Raw genomic sequence first — 21,098 nt, 5'->3', positions numbered from 1 at the left:
GAATGGATGTTTTTAAAAAGCATGCGTTCGTCTTTTATGCATTAAGTTTTTTATTGTAATGCTTTCTTTATACAATAATAATGCACATTTTGGGCGTTGTATCAGCTCAAAATAATGGACGTAGTTAATCCGGATATAGTACTCAGTAAACAACTTTTTGGCGATGATTTTGCCTGGGGGGTATCCACAGCTGCTTTGCAGATAGAAGGATCGTGCGATGCCGATGGAAAAGGCCCTTCGATATGGGACACTTTTACCCGCAAAAGGGGCCGCGTTTTAAATGGCCATAACCCAACTATCGCCTGCGATTTTTATAATCGATATACCGAGGATATCGACCTGGTTAAAACGCTTAACATCCCTAATTTTCGTTTTTCTATCAGTTGGAGCCGTATTTTGCCAAATGGTACCGGAGAGGTTAACCAGGCAGGGATAGATTATTACAACAACGTAATTAATTATTGCCTTAAGCAGGGTGTTGAACCCTGGATAACCATTTACCATTGGGACCTGCCGCAGGCCCTTGAAGACAAAGGCGGCTGGACAAACCGAGATATTGTAGGGTGGTTTAGCAACTTCGCCGAAATATGCGCAAAAAACTTTGGCGACCGTGTAAAAAACTGGATGGTTATGAACGAACCCGCCGTATTTACCGGCGCCGGTTATTTTTTAGGTATACACGCCCCCGGCAGGCGCGGGTTGCGTAATTTTTTGCCGGCAGTTCATCACGTGGTTTTAAGTATAGCTGCGGGGGCAAGGGTTTTGCGAAAGATATGCCCGGGCGCGCACATTGGTAACACGTTTTCCTGCTCGCATATCGAGCCTTATGCCGATAAACCCCGGCATATCGATGCGGCCAAACGTGCTGATGTTTTAATAAACCGCCTTTTTATAGAGCCAATTTTGGGCCTGGGTTATCCGACAGAAGAAATTTCCGCGTTGAAAGGCATTGATAAATATATACAACCTGGCGATGCCGCCGATATGAGCTTTGATTTTGATTTTATTGGTATACAGAATTACACCCGCGAAATTGTTAAGTATTCCTTTTTTACGCCCTACATAGGCGCCAGCCTGGTAAAGGCCGAAAAGCGCAACGTTGAGCTAACCGATATGAAATGGGAGGTGCACCCGCCCGCAATTTACCACATGCTTAAAAAGTTTGACGCTTATCCGCAGATAAAAAAAATCATTGTAACCGAAAATGGCGCTGCTTTCCCGGATGCTGTTGTGGATGGCAGGGTAGACGACCCTAAGCGGACAAAGTATTTGCAAACTCACTTACAGCAGGTTTTAAAAGCAAAGCAGGAAGGATGTAAGGTATATGGATACTTTGTGTGGACATTGACCGACAACTTTGAGTGGGCCGAAGGCTACCATCCCCGTTTCGGACTTGTACATGTTGATTTTGAAACGCAACGGCGTATTATCAAAGCATCAGGCCGTTGGTTCGCTCAATTGCTGGGGTAGGTTTGCGGGTGCGTTAATTGGCGTAACCCGCAGGCTGATAAAAAAGGTTGTGCCTACATTGGCATCACTCTCAAACCATATTTTCCCGTTGTGTTTTTCCATGATCTGCCGACATATCGAGAGGCCCAGGCCAAATGACTTTTCGCCCGAGGTGCCAGGCCTTTGCGCACTGGTGAACATGTTAAAAACCTGATCTTTAAGTTTATCGGGTATGCCAATACCATTATCTTTAACCGCTATTATAATTTTACCGCTATGCTCTGCAACCTTTACATGGATGGTGCCGCCGGTTGGGCTAAATTTAATGGCATTGCTGATAAGGTTGCTGATAACCCGCCATATTTTCTCCCTGCTTATGTAAAGGTCTTGCTGCTTTTCCATGGTTTCCAGCAAAATGGTTTGTCCTTTTTCTGCAGCTTTAAACCTCAGTAACTCTACACTGTTGCTAACCAGCGAGTTAATCTCTACGTTTTGCAGGTTTAACTCCACCGAGGCCATATTGGTAGCTTCCAGTATCTCGTTTATTAGTTCAAGCGAGTTGATCGATGTTTCTTTGACCAGGTTTATCAATTCTTTTTGTTCTTCGGTGTATTCATCATCGGCCATCATTGATGTTAATGACGCTATGCCTCCGATAGGGTTGCGCAGGTCATGCGCTACCGTGCGTAAAATACGGTCTTTTTCCTGGCTGCTTTTTTCCAGTTCGGCGAGCGCTTTTTCTAAAATAGCATTTTGCTGGTTTATCTGGCCATTAAGTATATGTACAGTTTGAACATCTTTTTTAGAGCGTTTCCAGTTGCGGTACACAAGTAAGATGATCACCAGCGCCATCGCCGCAAAAAATATGGTTACATACAAATAAATAACCTGTAGTTTATTATCGTTACTTAACGCTTCAATTTCGTGCTGTTTTTCATAATTGGCTAATTGCTGGTTCACATCGGTTTCCATCAACAAACTGGCCCTTTGGGCGATCGAGTCTTTTAGCACATTGTACCGCTGGATATGCTGAATAGCATCTTTAAGATTGTTCTTTTTAACGTAGTAATTGCCTAATAAACGATGATAATCGGCCCGGGCATCGGGGTTCTTAACCGAATCTAACTGGTTGTGCAAGTTTTGCAGCAAGTTATAAAGCAGATCGGTTTGGTTGGTGTTAAGGTATAATTGGCCCAGCTTTACCTCTGACAGTTGGGCATCGCGGTTATCATAGCCTTTTTGAAGGTTTATAGCTATGCTTTTTTTAAGCAGGTCAATAGCTTCGTTGTTCAGGCCCTTTTGTACATAAGTTTCGGCTTTGTTACCAAACACTACACCCCGTGCCATATCCAGGTGAAGCTTGCGGTCGGGGAAATATTTAGCGTTGTCGTTGATCAGTTTAAGGGCCTTGTTAAAATAAATAATAGCGCTGTCGTTTTCGTTATTATGTTTATAGCTTAATCCTATATTATCTAAAAGTTCCTGCCTGCGGTAAAAGCTTACAAAATCAGGCTTGCTGCCCGCTTCGGCCCCGGCGGTTTTATAGCTATCTTTAAAGTAATTGGCAGCAAGCTTATAATGGCCTTTTTTGTACATGATCATACCCATACGATAGGTGTAATCGGCAAGGGCGCGCAGGTTTACATAATTTTTACCCGTAAGGTACCCCTGATAATATGACTGATAGGCATCAGTGTATTGCTTTAACTCAAAAAACGCATCGCCGCGGGCAAAGTTGGCTTCAGCATAATTCATCGAGTACTGTTTGGGGTTAACACTCCTGTTAGCCATTGCCAGCATGCTATCGGCATATACCAGACCTTTATTGTAATCGTTTTTTAGTTTTTGGTAATGGATGTAATTAAATGCGTAATATCTAAATCTATCGTTAATGGTGGGGTTTGGTAAACGATGGAATGCCGAATCCATAAAATGCAGGCTGCGGTCCGCGTCATTTTGTGCCCATATTTTATCGGCTTGGGCTTGTATAGCTAAATATTCGTCGGAGTAGTTGCCGTTATCGGTATTCTTTTTTTCGCACGAAAAAAGAATGAACAGAAAAGCATAAAGCCAAAGGTGCCTTGTCAAAGTTTGGGCAAAATGGTCTTTAAAACAAATCAACGCGGTAAGTATTAACAGGTACAACAAATATAATAAGCACGAAGTACTTCTTTGCTACTTACCGTATATTTTTTTTCTGTAAGTGTTACTTAAAAGCATTTTCGCCGGTTACATCCATCCCGGTGATTAACAGGTGAATGTCATGTGTACCCTCATACGTAATTACCGACTCAAGGTTCATCATATGTCGCATTATAGGATATTCGCCGGTGATACCCATTCCGCCCAGCATCTGGCGGGCCTCGCGCGCTATGGTTATGGCTACTTCAACACTGTTGCGTTTTGCCATAGATATTTGCGCCGCTGTAGCCCGGCCTTCATTTTTAAGGGTAGCCAGGCGCCAAACCAACAGCTGTCCCTTTGTTATTTCGGTTATCATTTCAGCAAGTTTTTTTTGTTGAAGCTGAAACCCGCCTATAGGGCGGCCAAACTGCACACGCTCTTTTGAATAACGCAGAGCAGTATCATAGCAATCCATCGCAGCGCCTAACGCCCCCCAGGCTATGCCATAACGCGCCTGGTTAAGGCAACCCAGCGGGCCCTTTAATCCCGATACGTTCGGCAATATATTCTCTTTGGGCACCTTTACGTTATCAAAAACCAATTCGCCGGTTGCCGACGCTCGTAACGACCATTTGTTATGGGTTTCGGGGGTCGAAAAACCTTCCATGCCGCGCTCAACTATCAGCCCGCGTATCTTGCCGCTTGCGTCCTTAGCCCAAACAATGGCAATATCTGCAAAGGGCGAGTTAGAGATCCACATTTTAGCGCCGTTAAGCACGTAGTGGTCGCCGGCATCCTTTATATTGGTAACCATTCCGCCCGGGTTCGAGCCATGATCGGGCTCGGTCAACCCAAAGCAGCCCATTAACTCGCCGACAGCAAGTTTGGGCAGGTATTTATGTTTTTGTTCTTCGCTGCCATAAGCAAAAATAGGGTACATTACCAGCGATCCCTGAACCGAGGCGGTTGAGCGTATACCCGAGTCGCCACGCTCAATTTCCTGCATAATAATGCCATAGGCCATATAATCAAGCCCCGCGCCGCCATACTCCACCGGGATGGTTGGACCAAAAGCGCCTATTTCGGCCAGGCCTTTTAAAAGATGCCTGGGGAACTCGGCCCTTTGGGCATAATCCTCAATAACCGGACTTACTTCTTTCTTTACCCAATCGCGCACGCTGGCACGTATCAGTTTATGTTCTTCGCTTAAAAGTTCGTCTAAAAGGTAGTAATCGGGCGCTTCGTAAAGGTCGGTCTTAGCCATAGCGTTATAAATTGGTTGGCCAAATATAGAGCATTAAATGCCAGTTAAACAAAGCTCAAATCGTTGTTTTTGAATACCGCAAGGCACTTTATGTCAAAAAATAGGTTTAAACGGTTTAAAGCTGATTTTTGTGGTGAAACTTTTTTTAATAAACTTGATTGAGAAAGTAAATAATCCGCTGGTTGATAAAACTCACCCTCAGGAAACATAGTGCGCGACCATCTCTGCTGTAAAGAAGGTGAAAAAATAAAATGGCAGCTTTACCCTCTTTGCGCAGCAGAGAGAGTAGACCAGCGAAGCGTAGTCGGGGTGAGTAAAATAGCCCGTGGTCAATTTTAAACCTTCAAATATTCCCTTACTTTTGAAACATGATAAAAGTAGCGTTAGAGGGTGCCGAATTTTACGCTTACCATGGTTTTTACCGCGAAGAGCAACTGACAGGCACGCGTTTTTTGGTAGATGTGCAGGTTGGCTTTATGGCCGATATTGATGTAGAGCAAGACAACCTGAGCAATACGGTGAATTACGAGGTATTATATGCGATAATTGACCAGGAAATGAAGCAAACCCGCAAAGTTATAGAAACTGTTGCCCAGGCTATACTTAACCGGGTTAAAACGGAGTTTACTTTTATAACAATGGCCGAGGTGACCATAAAAAAGCAGAACCCGCCTTTTAGCGGCCCTATCAAACAATCAGTTATTACGCTCAGCTACCAAAAATAAAGTCATTATGACCTATAATAAAATTACCGGGGATATACTTATACAACTTAAAAACATAGTTGGCGTAGATGCTGTCCTGACATCGCCCGCCGAAATTGAAAATTATAGCCACGACGAAACAGAAGATCTGGTTTACTACCCCGAAGTGGTGGTGAAGCCGCAAACAACGGCGCAGGTTTCGGCACTGATGAAGCTTTGTAACACAAACCTGATCCCGGTTACACCGCGCGGCGCCGGAACGGGTTTGGCCGGGGGCGCTTTACCTATAAATGGAGGCGTGCTGATTTCTACTGAGCGCTTTAACCATATACTGGATATAGACGAGCAAAACCTGCAGGCCACTGTAGAACCGGGCGTGATTACCGAACTATTTATGAACGCCGTTGCTGAAAAAGGCTTGCTTTACCCGGTTGACCCGGCCAGCAAAGGCAGCTGTTATATTGGCGGCAATGTGGCTAATTGCAGCGGCGGGCCGCGCGTTGTAAAATATGGCACGATACGCGAGTATGTGCTGAACCTGGAAGTAGTATTGCCCACGGGCGAGGTGATATGGACAGGAGCCAATACCCTGAAATATGCGTCGGGGTATAATCTAACACAATTGCTGATAGGCAGCGAAGGTACTTTGGGTATCGTTACTAAAATTGTAACCAAGCTGATACCCCGGCCCACTATGGACGCGCTGATGCTGGCGTCATTTCCTACCAACGAGGACGCATGCGCGGCGGTATCGGCCATATTCAGGGCAGGGGTGGTACCATCGGGCCTGGAATTTATGGAGCGTAAGGGTATTGAATGGGTAATAGAGCATGATGGTATTGCTTTCGACCTGAAGGATGGGATAGGAGCGTTTCTACTAATTGAGGCGGATGGCAGCAACCAGGACGTGATATTTGCCGATTGTGAAAAGATAAACCAGGTTTTAGAGCAGCACAATTGCCAGGATGTGCTTTTTGCAGACACATCGGCACAAAAGGAAGAGCTTTGGCGCATCAGGCGCACTATGGCGGTATCGGTAAAGTCGAACTCGATTTACAAGGAGGAAGATACCGTGGTGCCACGCGCTGCATTGCCGCAGCTGATAAAGGGCATCAAAGAAATAGGCAGTAAATACGGTTTTGAATCGGTTTGTTACGGCCATGCTGGCGATGGCAACCTGCATGTAAATATTATTAAAGCCGGCATGAGCGATGATGATTGGAACAATAAGTTAAAAGATGGGATCACCGAAATATTTGAACTTACCGTGGGTTTAGGCGGCACTTTATCCGGCGAGCACGGCATCGGGCTGGTGCAAAAGAATTTTATGCACCTTAAATACACCCCACTGCATTTCGCCATCTGGAGGGGTATTAAACAGGTGTTTGATCCTAACGGGATATTAAACCCGGGAAAGATATTTAATTGAATACATGATCTGCCGGGGCGTGAAGCATCGCTGATAAGTATTTGGCCGACATGACTTTTGCTATTTGATAACAGCGGAGACTAATTCGTATTCAAAATCAATCCCGGCTCGTCATAATTGATCATGTTATTACGGCCTTCCCTGGGAATAGGGATAGATTTGTTATTAGCATAATCATAACTTATGCACACCGTTTTGCAGGTGGTGCAGATCTCGCTGCCTTTATCATTTGTTTTAACTAACAGGTGCATAATATCAAAACTGCTGTTGCCTATGCGGGTTACCCGCACGTAACAAACAAGCGTATCATCAATTGTAACCGGCTTTAAGTAATTTATTTCCGACCGGCCGATAACGATGCCGATATCCTTTAAGTCCCACCTGGCAACATCGCGCCAATAATTAAAGCGGCCTATTTCAAAATAAGTTAAATACACCGCGTTGTTGACATGGCCGCGCGCATCGATATCCGAAAAGCGGATAGCGATATCTGTTTTGTATTTATAATCGGATAGTTTTTCAGCCATTAGCGACAATTTGTCTGTAAGAAAATGATATTGCCGACATTTTGTCTTGCAAAATTAGGATTCGATCTGTTGGTACAACAGTTGACCATCTTTATGCAAATTAACAAAAACAAATTTAAAGGAGATATAAAACCATGACATTAGTAAAATTTAACAACGGCCTTAAAAACAACGCTCATCCTTTTTTTAACGATGTTTTCGATTCGTTACTGAATGATTCGTTCATCGGTGATAAATTGGTTGCCCGTATACCCGCAGTAAACATTGCCGAAAACGATAACGAGTTCTATATTGAGTTGGCTGTACCCAGCTTAAAGAAAGAAGACTTTAAAATAAACCTGGACAAAAATATTTTGACAGTTGCTGCCGAAAAGAAAACAGGCGAAACTGCCGATACAAAAAAATACAGCAAACGCGAGTATAGCTACAATTCGTTCGTAAGATCATTTACCTTACCAGATAGTGTAGACCACTCAAAAATTGAAGCGGATTACACCGATGGTATCTTAACGTTAACTGTAGCAAAACGTGAAGAGGCTAAATTTCAATCAAGAGAAATAGCTGTAAAATAAGTTTATAGCTGAAAGAAAAATAAAAGTGTTTTCATAAGTTGGTTTAGTTAAAAAGGCCGCTTCTGTAATGGAGGCGGCCTTTTGTGTTCTGTAACCTCAGAAAAACAACTAATTATCCAGCAGCCGGCGGTGATAATTCACCTGGCCCAAATGGTAACTTAAATGCATGGCAAGGTGAACAAAGAAGTATTCGTTCGTAACATCTGTTGAAAAATTCCCTGCTGTTGAGATTTCGGACAGTTGTTCTTCAGTTATGGCATTTAAAGTCTTTTCGATCATAACGATCGCCTGGTCTATTTTATTTACCAATTCTGCGCGTGGAATATTTTTAAGCGAAAATTCATCAGGACGGTTCCTTATATAGCCTGATTTGCCAAAATCAGCGCCAAAATAGGTATTAAGGTTGCCAACCAAATGCAAACAAAGGTTGCCCGCCGAATTAAGTATGCCTTTTTCGATATACCAAAGCTTTTCTTCGTTTTGGTAAGCTTGTATCTCAAGTTTTAAAGTTTCAAGATCGCGGATGATAAGTTTTCTAAGCGTATCTGTTATCATATGTGGTTTACACTAATTGCGCATATTAATATACTGTAGTGGCTGGCCAAAGTCCTGGGTACGGCAAAGGCTGATAACCGCCTGCAGGTCGTCTATTTTTTTTGCGGTAACACGCACCTGGTCGTTCATTATAGACGCTTCCACCTTCATGCCGCTATCCTTAATTTTTTTTACCACCTTTTTAGCAGCTTCTTTATCAAGGCCCTCTTTTATTTTAATTTCCTTACGTATCATATTGCCTGATGCATATTCCTCCTTGCCAAAATCAAGGGCCTTGGGGTCAAGGCCTTGCTTTACCATGCGGCTGATAATAGCATCGGTAATAGCTTTAAGCCGCATTTCGTTTTCCGTAACAATGGTAACCTCGTTCGTTTTTTTATCAAGATCGATGGAGCTTTTAGACCCGTTAAAATCGTAACGGTTCAAAATTTCTTTTTTTGCAGTGTTGATAGCATTGTCGAGCGTTTGACCGTCTATCTTGCTTACGATATCAAATGAAGGCATAATGTAGTTTTTGTGGTTAATGCAAAGCTAAGGTAACTTTTGTTACCACGTATACAGCGCAATATTAAATTTAATATTTAAAACATCTTAAAATGGCAATAAGTTAATATTAACTTAACAAATAAATAAGCAGTTTTGCCACTATAGCTATATGGATACTAAAAATATTCCTTTAATAAACAGGGAGATAAGCTGGTTGTACTTTAACGACAGGGTTTTACAGGAAGCCGCCGACCCAACCGTGCCCCTTATTGAAAGAATAAAGTTCATGGCCATATTTTCCTCAAATCTCGACGAATTTTACCGCGTACGTGTAGCTACGCTTAGCCGGCTGGCCAACCTGAACGAAAAAGCCAAAGAAATTTTAGGTTACAACCCTAAAAAGATACTTAGCCAGATAAAAACCATTGTTGTAAAACAGGAAAAGAAGTTTCATAACCTGTACGAGAACATCATTGTTAAGCAACTGGCCGAAGAAAAGATATTCATCCTGAATGATAAGCAGCTTAACGTAACACGGGGCGAGTTTGTTAAAAGTTTCTTCAGGGAGCGGCTGCTATCTACCCTGGTGCCCATTATGCTTGATGACGCACTGCCGCTGCCCGAACTGCGCGACCGGGCTATCTATTTTTTTGTAAAACTTACTAAAAATAAAAAATCACGTTACGCGCTTATCGAGTTTCCCGACAATCTTTCGCGATTTTTGGTTTTGCCCGAAACAAATGACCTGAAATTTATCATCCTGCTTGACGATATCATCAGGTACTGTCTGGAAGATATCTTCTTCATTTTCGATCACGATTCGATAGAGGCTTATTCGCTGCAGCTAACGCGCGACGCCGAACTTGATCTGGATAAAGAGGTGAGCGTAAAGTTTGTTGACGCGCTTGCAAAAAGCCTGCAGAAACGCCGCAAAGGCAAGCCAATGCGTTTATTATATGATAGCGAAATGCCGCTCGAAATGATAAGTTACCTGGTGAAAAAAATGAAGGTATCGCGAGGTAGCTTAATTCCCGGCAACAGGTACCATAACTTTAAAAACTTTATATCGTTCCCTAACGTGGGCCGGCCCGATCTGGAATATAAAAAGAACATGCCATTGCCTGTTGCAGGTCTTTCGTTTGGCAAAAGCTTAATGGGGACTATAGCTAAAAAGGATTTTCTGATCAGTACGCCTTACCAGTCGTTCGATTATATCATTCACTTTTTACGCGAGGCCGCGATAGACCCACGGGTTAAAGAAATAAATATCACGCTTTATCGCCTTGCCGAAAACTCCAAGATCATCCACGCTTTAATAAACGCGGCCAAGAACGGCAAAAAAGTAAACTGCCTGATAGAGCTTCGCGCCAGGTTTGATGAACAGAACAACATTTACTGGAGCAACCGGCTGGAAGAAGAAGGTGTGAAGGTGCTGTACGGTATCGACGGTTATAAAGTGCATTCAAAAATTTGCATGGTAACCCGGATGGAAAAGGGCAAGCCTGTTTATTATTCATGCCTGTCTACCGGTAACTTTAACGAAAAAACGGCAGCCATATACGCCGACCATACCATTCTTACTGCGAATAAAAAAATAGCGGTGGATCTGTTAGCCATATTTAAAGCCCTTAACCGAAATACCCTGCCCAAAGGGCTAAAAACGCTCATTGTATCGCCCATTGATTCGCGCCCCGCCATCTATGAACTGATAGATAACGAAATAAAAACGGCCAGGGCAGGCAAAAAAGCTTACATGATACTTAAGATGAACAGCCTTGCCGACGAACAACTGATAGGCAAACTGTATCAGGCCAGCAACGCGGGCGTAAAAATAAAGCTTATTGTAAGGGGTATGTGCTGCCTTATAGCCGGACAAAAAGGTTTCAGCGAAAATATTGAGGTAATAAGCATTGTAGATAAATACCTGGAGCATGCCCGTGTGCATGTTTTTTGCAACGGCGGCAAAGAGCTTATTTACCTAACCAGTGCCGATTTCATGACCCGTAACATTGATAACCGCGTGGAAGTTGGTTTCCCGGTATTTGATGACGACCTGCGCCGCGAGATAAGGGACATTATTGAGATACAACTGGATGATAACACTAAGGCAAGAGACATTACCGGCAACAGTGTTAACCGTTACCATAAAACCAAATCTGAACTGTTGACACGCGCCCAGATAGATATTTACAACTACTTAAAAAATAAAAACACAAATTGAGATACGCCGCCATTGATGTAGGATCGAACGCTGTAAGGCTGCTGATAGCTGGGATCATCGAAAATAACGATTCGGTATCCTTTAAAAAAATTACGCTGATACGTGTGCCCGTGAGGTTGGGCGACGATGCCTTCCTGCAAAAAAAAATATCAGACAATAAAGCAACCGACCTCATTAAATCCATGCAGGCGTTTCGTAACCTGATGGATGTTTATCGTGTTACCGATTATTTGGCCTGCGCAACATCGGCTATGCGCGAAGCCCTGAACGGGCAGGAGGTAGCCGACAGGATACTGGCCGAAGCAGGCATCGATCTGCAGATAGTGCATGGCGAAAGCGAAGCCAAGATCATTTACGCCAGCCATGCCGAGGTTAACATCGATAAAAGTAAAAACTACCTGTATATTGATGTAGGCGGCGGCAGTACCGAACTTTCCTTGTTCAGCAACGGCGAATTGCTGGCTTCGCAATCGTTCAACCTGGGAACCATCCGCATATTGGATAACCAGGACAAGGACGAAACCTGGAACGAGATGAAGGATTTTTTACGCGAGCATACGCGCGGGCTAAAAACCATTTATGGCATTGGCACCGGCGGCAACATCAATAAACTGTACAAGCTATCGCAGGAAAAAGATAATGTACCCATGAGCTATGTTAAGCTGCGGGCGTTGTATAACTACCTTAATTCTTTTTCGCTTAAAGACCGTATAAACGTGCTGGGATTGAATCAGGATAGGGCCGATGTTATTATACCCGCGTGCGAAATTTATTTAACCGTGCTGAAATGTGCCAATATCAAAAGCATTTATGTGCCAACGGTAGGTATGGTTGATGGAATTATCCAAACTTTGATCGAAAAAAACTACAATACAGCCCGTTAAATATATTTTAACAAATTGTTTAATAATTAATAAACTGTTGTTATATTTGTATTGCCCGCTCAAAGGGCATGTTTTTCATAGGTAGATGTAGGGTCGGGTACAAGTTATTCGACCCTTTTTTGTGCCCCTAACTTTTTATCCCTTACTTTGTTCAACTAAGCATAATGAAAAAGAAAATTGTAGTAGCCGTTACAGGGGCAAGCGGTTCTGTTTACGCCAAATTACTGCTGGATAAGCTGCAGGTTTTGCAAACGCAAATAGCAGAAGTTGCCGTGGTAATGAGCGACAACGCCAAACAGGTATGGGAGTTTGAACTTGAGGATACTACTCATGGCAATTACCCTTTTAAGGTATACGCCAAAAACGATTTTATGGCGCCGTTCGCTTCAGGCTCTGCCCGGTTCGATACCATGGTTGTGGTGCCGTGTTCAATGGGCACGCTGGGCCGCATAGCATCCGGCGTGTCTGACGATCTGATAACCCGCGCGGCCGATGTGATACTTAAAGAACGCCGCAAACTAATTTTGGTAGCCCGCGATACGCCGCTAAACCTGATCCATATTCGCAATATGCAAACCGTTACCGAGGCAGGCGGTATTATTTGCCCCGCCATACCGTCGTACTATAGTAAACCTAAAACCGTAGAAGAACTGGCCATGACGGTAATAAACCGCGTTATAGATCTGATAGGGCTGGAAAATGAGAGTTATCGGTGGGAAGGAATCTGACTTCATCCCGGTATTCGCGATTTAACTCACCAGGTCTTTGCTTCGCTTGACCATACTCTCTCCATAAGCGGAAGAAGGTTGGGAATATCCCTCTTTGCGCCGTAGAAAGGGTCGACCAGCGTAGCGTAGTTGGGCTGAGTAAACTATTCGCCAAGCTCCGACTGGTATTGAAATGCCCGATTTTACATTCCCGTTAACAACCAATCGCCAACCTCCAATCAACTAATCTCTAAAAATCTTATCTTTGCGGCTTGCAAATGAATAAGAAAGTCGCTTTTTATACACTTGGCTGCAAGCTGAATTATTCGGAGACCTCGTCTATCGGGCGGATGTTTAATAACGCCGGTTTTGAAACAGTTGATTTTACCGACACCCCTAACGTATATGTAATAAACACTTGTTCGGTAACCGATAATGCCGATAAAAAGTGCAAGAAGATAGTTAAAGAGGCGCTTAAAATATCACCCGACGCCTTTATTACCATTGTAGGCTGCTACGCGCAGTTAAAACCGAAAGAAATTGCCGAAATACCCGGCGTGGATATGGTTTTGGGCGCTGCCGAAAAATTTCAACTGGTGGATCATATTACCGATCTTACCAAAAAACCGAAGGCTGTTGTTTTGAACCAGCCGGTAACGCATGCCAATCAGTTTGTGCCATCCTATTCTTTTGGTGACCGTACCCGTACCTTCCTGAAAGTACAGGACGGCTGCGATTACTCATGCACCTTTTGTACTATACCGCTTGCCCGTGGCAGCAGCCGCAGCGATACCATCGAAAATGTTATTGCGCAGGCAAAAGAAATAGCTACATCAGGTGTAAAAGAAATTGTGTTGACTGGGGTGAACCTGGGCGACTTCGGTATCCGCGAAGGTAAGCGGGAGGATCGCTTTTTTGATCTTGTTAAAGCTTTGGACGAAGTGGAACGTATCGAACGTATTCGCATATCATCCATAGAGCCAAACCTGCTCAGCGACGATATAATTGCCTTTGTGGCCACCTCAAAACGCTTCGTGCCGCATTTTCACATTCCGTTGCAGTCCGGGTCAAACAAAATACTGGGTTTAATGCGCCGCCGCTACAAGCGCGAACTTTATACCGAGCGCGTTGCCAAAATAAAAGAACTGATGCCGAATTGCTGTATTGGCGTTGATGTAATTGTTGGTTTCCCGGGCGAAACACGCGAGGATTTTATAGATACCTATAACTTTTTGAACGACCTCGATATTTCGTACCTGCACGTGTTCACCTATTCCGAACGCGAAAACACCCCCGCGGCACACATGAGCGGCGTTGTGCCCGGCTCTGCCCGGGCCGACAGAAGTAAAATGCTGCATATACTATCTGACAAGAAACGCCGTGCTTTTTACGAAACGCAACTTGGTAAAACCGATGAGGTGCTTTTTGAGGGCGATATCAAAGACGGCTATATGCACGGCTTTACACGTAACTACGTTAAGGTAAAGGCTAAATTTGATCCCGTATTGGTTAACGAGCTTAAGGCCGTTAATTTAACGGCAATTTCACCGGATGGTGATGTTGAAATAACAGAAAGCGAAGAAATATTAGTGCATTAACTATTATATTCGCAGCACAAACCTGCGGTAAGTCAAAAGCCTTTAGTCGTAAGTCCTAAGAATAATTTACATACTTAGAACTTAATACTTTCGACTTCAGACTAAACGTTATTTAAATAGCATAACACCTATATATGTTCCCAACCCTATCGTCGCTTATAGAATACGTTACCGGCGTTAACATCCCGCTGCCTATACAAACATTTGGTTTTTTTGTGGCTATAGCATTTATGGCTGCCTATTGGGCATTTACGCAGGAATTTAAACGCCGCGAAAAATTAGGGTACATACACCCGTTCGAAAAAACGATAACCGTTGGGGCGCCTATCACCCCGGTAGAAATTGCAAGTAATGCAGTGTTTGGGTTTATAATAGGCTTTAAGCTGGTTGATGCGGCTTTGCATTACAGCGCGTTGATAGATAACCCTCAGGATTTCCTGTTATCTTTAAAAGGTAACTGGGCGGGCGGTATTATAGCGGCCGGGCTGATGGCTTATTGGGCTTATTACGAAAATAAAAAACAGGTGCTGCCAAAGCCCGAAAAACGCCGTGTAACCGTACACACGCATGAGTTGATGGGCAGCATTTTACTATGGGCGGCCATTTGCGGCTTTGCCGGGGCCAAATTGTTTAACGCGCTTGAAAACTGGGGCGAATTTATGCGCGACCCGGTAGGTATGCTGATAGGCTTTAGTGGCTTAACCTTTTACGGCGGATTGATATGCGGGGGCGCGGTAACCTTGTATATAGCCGGTAAGCATAACATTAAACCCTTAAGTATGCTTGATATTGGCGGCCCGGGTATGATGCTGGCCTATGGCGTTGGCCGTATAGGCTGCCAGATGGCTGGAGACGGCGACTGGGGAATACCTAACTTAAACCCTAAGCCAGGCATCATCAGCTGGCTGCCCGACTGGATGTGGAGCTTCAAGTTTCCGCATAACGTGGATATGTCTGATCACGATAATCATATTCCGGGTTGCATCGGCAAATTTTGTAACGAATTAAAGCTACCTGTATACCCTACATCTTTCTACGAATCTGTTGTTTGCATCTTGTTATTTCTGGTACTTTGGCAATTGCGCCATAAGTTTAAGGCGCCAGGCATATTGTTTGGCATTTACATGATCATGGCAGGTGTAGAGCGTTTTTGCATCGAACTGATACGAGTTAATACCAGGTATGTGGTTGGCGGTATATCCTTCACCCAGGCCGAGATGATCTCGGTAATTATGGTTTTAGGCGGCTCGGCACTTATCTACTACAGTGCAAACCGCTATAAACGTACCGGGGCCACCAATTAAGATCAGTTTCGCCTAATTCCAAATCAATACTATGCAGTTAAACACAGTTATTAGTCAGGTAATTGATGTGGCTAAAGAGGCCGGGCAATTTATCAGGCACGAACGTAAAACATTTGACGCGGATAAAATAGAATACAAAGGTCTTAATGACCTGGTATCGTACGTTGATAAAACCGCCGAACAAAAAATTGTAGCAGGATTGGAACTGATACTGCCCGAAGCGGGCTTTATTACCGAAGAAAAAACAAGCACCAAAATTGGCGACCGCTATAATTGGATAATTGACCCGCTGGACGGTACTACCAATTTTATACACGGGCTGCCCGCTTACTCCGTAAGTATCGCTTTGCAGGACAACGATAAACTGGTTTTAGGCGTAGTTTACGAAATAAACCAGGACGAATGCTTTTACGCTCATCGGGATTCGCCGGCGTACCTCAATGCTGCCGAGATAAAGGTAAGTAACAAACCCGCCGTTGCCGACAGCTTGATCGCTACGGGGTTTCCATATTACGATTTTACTTACCAGCAACAATATATCAGTTTATTTACAGAGCTAATGCGTAAATGCCATGGCCTGCGCCGCATAGGGTCGGCCGCGGTTGACCTGGCTTATACGGCCGCCGGTCGTTTCGAGGCTTTTTACGAATACAATTTAAACCCCTGGGATATTGCGGCGGGTATTGTGATAGTACAGCAGGCGGGAGGCGAAATCGTGAATTTTAACGGCGGCCCCGAAGTGTTAAAAACGCGCGAGCTGCTTGCCACCAACGGCAAAATAACAGGTGAGATGCTGGAATGTATCAGCAAGTATTTTAGCGACAACAAGTAGGCGCACGCCCGTTTGTTTTTTTTCCTCAATTATTCTTTCTCACCAATGGGAAAACCCTGAAGATCGCGCCCTGTTAAAACAAAAGAACCGGTATGAATTTATTCAAACCGGTTCTTTGCCGGATCGATGCGATGCTCATCGACCAATCCTTATAAATATAAATTACATTGCTTCAGAAACCACTTCGGTAACTTCGGGCACCATACGTTTAAGTAAATTTTCGATACCCGATTTCAAGGTAATGGTAGATGACGGACAGCCGCTGCACGAGCCGCGAAGCTCAACGGTAACCACCCCTGCATCAAACGAACGGTAGGCGATAGCACCGCCGTCCTGCTCAACGGCCGGGCGTACGTAATCATTTAGTATCTGCTGAATCTTGATCTCGGTGTCAGTTCCTTCAAACGTAACGTCTGTTTCCTGTTCAACTATCTGCACCTTCAGTTCGCTTTCAACGGCCCCTTTAACAAATTCTTTTAGTATAGGCAAAATATCTTCCCATTCGCTGCCTTCGGTTTTGGTAACGGTTACAAAGTTGCTGGCAAAAAATACACCATTAACAAACGAAAACTTGTATAACTCCTTTGCAAAGGGCGAATTTTCGGCGCTCTCCCTGGTAGGATAATCCACGCTGCCGTTTATAAGCAACTTGTTTACAATAAACTTGGTAGTTGCAGGGTTAGGTGTTGCTTCGGTATATACGCTGATATTCATGTGTGTTAATTTTTATAGTTAACAAATGTAAACAGGTTTTTGCTTGTTCAAGCCTGTTCTTCTTAGTTTTACCCCGCACTGACAGAGGTAAGCTAATGTGCAAATATTAGATGTGCAAATTATTTGTACGGTTTCATTTGCACATCTAAATCATATCCCCGTATAATTTTGCGGCGTTATGGCCTTTATCTCATTTTTAACCACGTCACTTACCTCTAAACCGTCAACAAACTCTGCGATTGTTTGGGCATTAACCTGCGTATTGGTTCGGGTAAGCTCTTTTAACGCTTCGTAGGGGTTTGGATATGCTTCTCGGCGAAGGATGGTTTGTATGGCCTCAGCAACAACCGCCCAGTTTGCTTCCAGGCTGGCGTTTATGGCAGCTTCATTCAGCAATAATTTATTTAAGCCCTTAACTGTTGATCTTATGGCGATAAGCGTATGGGCCACCGGTACGCCAATATTGCGTAACACGGTAGAGTCGGTCAAATCTCGCTGTAAACGGGAGATGGGAAGCTTAGCAGCCAAATGTTCAAACAAGGCATTGGCAATACCCAGGTTACCCTCGCTGTTCTCAAAGTCAATGGGGTTTACCTTGTGCGGCATAGCCGACGAGCCTATTTCACCGGCTTTTATCTTTTGTTTAAAAAAGTTCATGGATATGTAGGTCCACATATCGCGGTCAAGATCTATCAGGATATTGTTGATGCGTTTCAACGCATCGCACTGGGCGGCAAAGTTATCATAATGCTCTATCTGGGTAGTAAACTGCGAACGGTGCAGGCCCAAAATGTCGTTTATAAAATGATTGCCAAATGCCTTCCAGTCAATTTCAGGGTATGCAACGTGATGGGCATTAAAGTTACCTGTGGCACCGCCAAACTTAGCCGAGTAAGGCACGGCTTTCAGTAAAGTTAGCTGGTTTTCCAGGCGTTCTACAAACACGCTGATCTCTTTACCTAAACGTGTCGGCGAAGCTGGTTGTCCGTGGGTATGGGCCAGCATAGGCACCGCGTCCCATTCCCTGGCAAAATTCTTTAGCAGATCAACCAATCCGTTAATTTCCGGCAGGTAAACATCATTGATGGCCAGTTTAAATGAATAGGGTATAGCTGTATTATTAATATCCTGAGAGGTTAAGCCAAAGTGGATAAACTCTTTATAGTCCTGGAGGCCGAGGGCATCAAACTGTTTTTTCAGAAAATACTCCACCGCCTTAACATCATGATTAGTGGTTTTTTCGATGTTTTTGATATCGGCAGCATCCGCCTCCGAAAATTTTTTATAGATATCCCGTAACTTTTCTGTTGCATTTTTATCAAAATCACGTAACTGGGGTAGCGGATGATCGCAAAGGGCAATAAAATATTCCACCTCAATAAACACCCTGTATTTGATCAGGGCGTATTCTGAGAAGTAGGCAGCCAGTGCTGAAGTGGTATTACGGTACCTGCCGTCGATAGGGGATATTGCGGAAAGAGAATTTAACTCCATGTTTAAGTTTTTGCAAAGATAATCATTTGCAGGCAGGTAGCTAAGGTTTTGTCCAATTCCACAAGTTTCAAATGTTATGATCGAAAGAAAAAACTTATTTAAAATGGAAACTTTGAAATCTAAAAATGTTTCCTTAGTTTTGACCCATAATGTCAAACGGTCAAATAGAGAGAATTATCCAGGGCGGTGAAGACCTGTTTTTACAGGCAGGTATAAAAAGCGTAACTATGGACGATATAGCCAGGCACCTGGGTATGTCAAAGAAAACCATCTATCATTTTTTTAATGATAAGAACGACCTGGTTATGGCGCTGGTGAAGAAAAAGTTGATTGACGACGAATGTCAGATAAATAGTATCATAGAAAGCTCGGCCAACGTAATTGAAGAGATGATCAACATGATGAAATGCTCGGAAGACATCTTTTCGCGCATAAACCCGATCGTAATACACGATTTGCAGAAGTATCACCCGGAAGCATGGGCGCTGTTTCAAAACTTTAAAGCAGAGGTACTGGTGAAAACGTTGGAAGAGCTATTGACCAAAGGTATACAGCAAGGCTTTATAAGGCCTGATATCGACGTAAGGATATTGGCGAAAATGCGCGTTAACCAGGTAGAAATGGGTTTTAACGCATCAATATTCCCGGTGTCGCAATTTAGTACCTGGCGGGTGCAATATCAATTGCTGGAGCATTTTAACTATGGCATTTGTACCATTAAAGGGCACGAACTATTAGATAAATATAAAAATGTACATGCGCAGCAATTAAATTAATTCATCAGGGGCGCTGCTGACATACGGTTGTCAATCATCCCTGTTTTTTTGCAACACCAAACAAAGCATCTGTCATATATCACTTGTCATAAAAAATGAAACGAATACTCACCCTACTATTATTACTTACAGGAGCCCTTCGAGGGTTTTCGCAAGCGCAGCCACCGGCGACGCAAACCTATAATTTTTCTGTACAGGAAGCCGTAGATTACGCTATTACCCACAAAGATTCGGTTGTAAATGCCGGCCTGGATGTAAAGAGCGCAGACTATCGCGTTAAAGAAATTATCGGTCAGGGTTTTCCGCAGATAGACGGTACGGCGTCTTTTCAGGACTATTTAAAAATACCAACCACGCTGCTGCCCGGTGAATTTTTTGGCGCGCCGGCAGGTACGTTTATTCCCGTAAAGTTCGGCGTAAAGTACCAGTCTAACCTGGGCGTTAATGCCAGCCAGCTGTTGTTCGACCCAAGTTATATTATAGGCTTACAGGGCCGCAAAACGTATAAAGAGCTTTATACTCGTTCGTACATTCGTGCAAAGATCGAGGTAATTGCAAATGTTACTAAGGCTTATTACCAGGTTTTGGTAAGCAACGAACAAATTAAATTGTTAGATGCCAATATCGCCCAGTTAAAACAGCAGTTAGACCAAACCTCCGCACAGAACAAACAGGGTTTTGTAGAGAAAATTGATGTGGACCGGATATCCGTTCAATACAACAACTTAGTTACCACCCGCGAAAACACTATCCGTTTGCTTGCGCTGAACTATCAGTTGCTTAAATTTCAGATCGGCATGCCTATACAATATAACTTAACATTAAAAGATGGCCTTTCAGATATTAAGCTTGATGAAAATGCCGGTGAAGTTATAGCCGATACAGCTTTCTATAAAAAACGTATTGAATATGGTTTATTTGAAACCAACCTTAAGTTAAGCCAATTTGACCTTAAGCGGATGAAAGCGCAGTTTTTGCCAACGTTAAAAGCTAATGTAGCTTACACATTCTCTTATCAAAACAACAGCTTTAAGGACCTTTACAGTTCAAGTTTTCCATCAAGCTACATAGGGCTTACGCTAAACGTGCCAATTTTTAGCGGTGGGCAGCGTAGCAACAGGGTTAAACAATCAGAGATTACCGTTCAGAAAAACATCAACAGCTTAAACAGCCTTAAAAACGGGTTAGCCTTGCAGGCCGATCAGGCTAAGATCATTTACTTTAACAGTTTACAATCATTAAATAACCAAAAGCGTAACCAGGAGCTGGCGCAGGAAGTACTGAGGGTATCAAAAATAAAATACCAGCAGGGGGTAGGCTCCAGTATAGAAGTTACCCAGGCCCAAACGGCGCTTGAAAATGCCGACAACTCATATATCCAAAGCTTATACGACGCGTTGGTTAGCAGGGTTGATCTTGATAAGGCATACGGTCGAATTGAATAACATAACTAAACTC

19 protein-coding genes are annotated in these 21,098 nt (G+C 43.6%); 12 read left to right on the top strand and 7 right to left on the bottom strand.

The window, feature by feature from the left end; all coding sequences use genetic code 11:
- Positions 1 to 114 precede the first annotated feature (114 nt).
- Positions 115 to 1,470: a GH1 family beta-glucosidase gene (locus tag GWR56_RS17255; RefSeq protein ID WP_162432448.1), complete on the top strand. Its 1,356-nt coding sequence runs from the start codon at positions 115 to 117 to the stop codon at positions 1,468 to 1,470.
- Here the strand turns inward: GWR56_RS17255 and GWR56_RS17250 are convergent.
- Entirely contained in the window at positions 1,438 to 3,537 is a 2,100-nt protein-coding gene (locus tag GWR56_RS17250) for a HAMP domain-containing sensor histidine kinase (protein ID WP_162432447.1), read from the bottom strand. The two genes, GWR56_RS17255 and GWR56_RS17250, sit on opposite strands and share 33 nt — an antisense overlap.
- Before the next feature lie 118 nt (positions 3,538 to 3,655).
- Complete coding sequence (locus tag GWR56_RS17245; RefSeq protein WP_162432446.1) at positions 3,656 to 4,837, bottom strand: acyl-CoA dehydrogenase family protein; 1,182 nt, start codon at positions 4,835 to 4,837, stop codon at positions 3,656 to 3,658.
- A 368-nt stretch (positions 4,838 to 5,205) separates the two neighbouring features.
- Between GWR56_RS17245 and folB the strand changes: the two genes are divergently transcribed.
- Positions 5,206 to 5,562 (top strand): dihydroneopterin aldolase, encoded by a 357-nt coding sequence (gene folB, locus GWR56_RS17240; RefSeq protein WP_162432445.1) that lies wholly within the window; start codon positions 5,206 to 5,208, stop codon positions 5,560 to 5,562.
- 7 nt (positions 5,563 to 5,569) lie between these two features.
- Positions 5,570 to 6,970, top strand: coding sequence for an FAD-binding oxidoreductase (locus GWR56_RS17235; protein WP_162432444.1), 1,401 nt, complete (start codon positions 5,570 to 5,572; stop codon positions 6,968 to 6,970).
- A gap of 80 nt (positions 6,971 to 7,050) precedes the next feature.
- Here GWR56_RS17235 and GWR56_RS17230 read toward each other — a convergent pair whose 3' ends face one another.
- Positions 7,051 to 7,497, bottom strand: coding sequence for a thioesterase family protein (locus tag GWR56_RS17230; RefSeq protein ID WP_162432443.1), 447 nt, complete (start codon positions 7,495 to 7,497; stop codon positions 7,051 to 7,053).
- A 134-nt stretch (positions 7,498 to 7,631) separates the two neighbouring features.
- On the opposite strand from GWR56_RS17230, the gene GWR56_RS17225 reads away from it, so the two are divergent.
- Complete coding sequence (locus GWR56_RS17225; protein ID WP_162432442.1) at positions 7,632 to 8,069, top strand: Hsp20/alpha crystallin family protein; 438 nt, start codon at positions 7,632 to 7,634, stop codon at positions 8,067 to 8,069.
- Between the two features lie 108 nt (positions 8,070 to 8,177).
- Here GWR56_RS17225 and GWR56_RS17220 read toward each other — a convergent pair whose 3' ends face one another.
- Positions 8,178 to 8,624: a DinB family protein gene (locus tag GWR56_RS17220; RefSeq protein ID WP_162432441.1), complete on the bottom strand. Its 447-nt coding sequence runs from the start codon at positions 8,622 to 8,624 to the stop codon at positions 8,178 to 8,180.
- 12 nt (positions 8,625 to 8,636) lie between these two features.
- Complete coding sequence (locus GWR56_RS17215; protein ID WP_162432440.1) at positions 8,637 to 9,128, bottom strand: YajQ family cyclic di-GMP-binding protein; 492 nt, start codon at positions 9,126 to 9,128, stop codon at positions 8,637 to 8,639.
- A 151-nt stretch (positions 9,129 to 9,279) separates the two neighbouring features.
- Between GWR56_RS17215 and ppk1 the strand changes: the two genes are divergently transcribed.
- The 6 genes from ppk1 to GWR56_RS17185 all read left to right on the top strand — a co-directional run bounded on the left by ppk1 (position 9,280) and on the right by GWR56_RS17185 (position 16,656).
- Positions 9,280 to 11,331 carry a polyphosphate kinase 1 gene (gene ppk1, locus GWR56_RS17210; RefSeq protein WP_162432439.1) on the top strand — a complete coding sequence of 684 codons (2,052 nt, stop codon included), beginning with the start codon at positions 9,280 to 9,282 and terminating at the stop codon, positions 11,329 to 11,331.
- On the top strand, positions 11,328 to 12,215 hold the full coding sequence (locus GWR56_RS17205; RefSeq protein WP_162432438.1) for an ethanolamine ammonia-lyase reactivating factor EutA: 888 nt from the start codon (positions 11,328 to 11,330) through the stop codon (positions 12,213 to 12,215). Before ppk1 ends, GWR56_RS17205 begins: the two co-directional genes overlap by 4 nt.
- A gap of 164 nt (positions 12,216 to 12,379) precedes the next feature.
- Entirely contained in the window at positions 12,380 to 12,943 is a 564-nt protein-coding gene (locus GWR56_RS17200) for a UbiX family flavin prenyltransferase (RefSeq protein ID WP_202925343.1), read from the top strand.
- Positions 12,944 to 13,200: 257 nt separating this feature from the next.
- A complete protein-coding gene (gene mtaB / locus GWR56_RS17195; protein ID WP_162432437.1) occupies positions 13,201 to 14,520 on the top strand; it encodes a tRNA (N(6)-L-threonylcarbamoyladenosine(37)-C(2))-methylthiotransferase MtaB in 1,320 nt (439 codons plus the stop codon).
- 134 nt (positions 14,521 to 14,654) lie between these two features.
- On the top strand, positions 14,655 to 15,824 hold the full coding sequence (locus GWR56_RS17190) for a prolipoprotein diacylglyceryl transferase (protein WP_162432436.1): 1,170 nt from the start codon (positions 14,655 to 14,657) through the stop codon (positions 15,822 to 15,824).
- Between the two features lie 31 nt (positions 15,825 to 15,855).
- The gene (locus GWR56_RS17185) at positions 15,856 to 16,656 is read left to right on the top strand and encodes an inositol monophosphatase family protein (RefSeq protein ID WP_162432435.1); all 801 of its coding nucleotides are present in this window, start codon (positions 15,856 to 15,858) and stop codon (positions 16,654 to 16,656) included.
- A gap of 162 nt (positions 16,657 to 16,818) precedes the next feature.
- On the opposite strand, the gene GWR56_RS17180 is transcribed toward GWR56_RS17185, so the two are convergent.
- Entirely contained in the window at positions 16,819 to 17,370 is a 552-nt protein-coding gene (locus GWR56_RS17180; RefSeq protein ID WP_162432434.1) for a NifU family protein, read from the bottom strand.
- Between the two features lie 150 nt (positions 17,371 to 17,520).
- Positions 17,521 to 18,864, bottom strand: a complete 1,344-nt coding sequence (gene purB, locus GWR56_RS17175; RefSeq protein ID WP_162432433.1) for an adenylosuccinate lyase — start codon at positions 18,862 to 18,864, stop codon at positions 17,521 to 17,523.
- A 149-nt stretch (positions 18,865 to 19,013) separates the two neighbouring features.
- Here purB and GWR56_RS17170 point away from each other — a divergent pair, with 149 nt between their 5' ends.
- Both GWR56_RS17170 and GWR56_RS17165 read left to right on the top strand, forming a co-directional pair.
- Positions 19,014 to 19,640 (top strand): TetR/AcrR family transcriptional regulator, encoded by a 627-nt coding sequence (locus GWR56_RS17170; protein ID WP_162432432.1) that lies wholly within the window; start codon positions 19,014 to 19,016, stop codon positions 19,638 to 19,640.
- Between the two features lie 95 nt (positions 19,641 to 19,735).
- A complete protein-coding gene (locus GWR56_RS17165) occupies positions 19,736 to 21,085 on the top strand; it encodes a TolC family protein (RefSeq protein WP_162432431.1) in 1,350 nt (449 codons plus the stop codon).
- Positions 21,086 to 21,098 lie beyond the last annotated feature (13 nt).

Origin of the sequence: Mucilaginibacter sp. 14171R-50 (assembly GCF_010093045.1) — a bacterium.
In the GTDB taxonomy this organism is placed as follows: Bacteria; Bacteroidota; Bacteroidia; order Sphingobacteriales; family Sphingobacteriaceae; genus Mucilaginibacter.
This window is presented reverse-complemented; position numbering and strand designations above follow the sequence as displayed.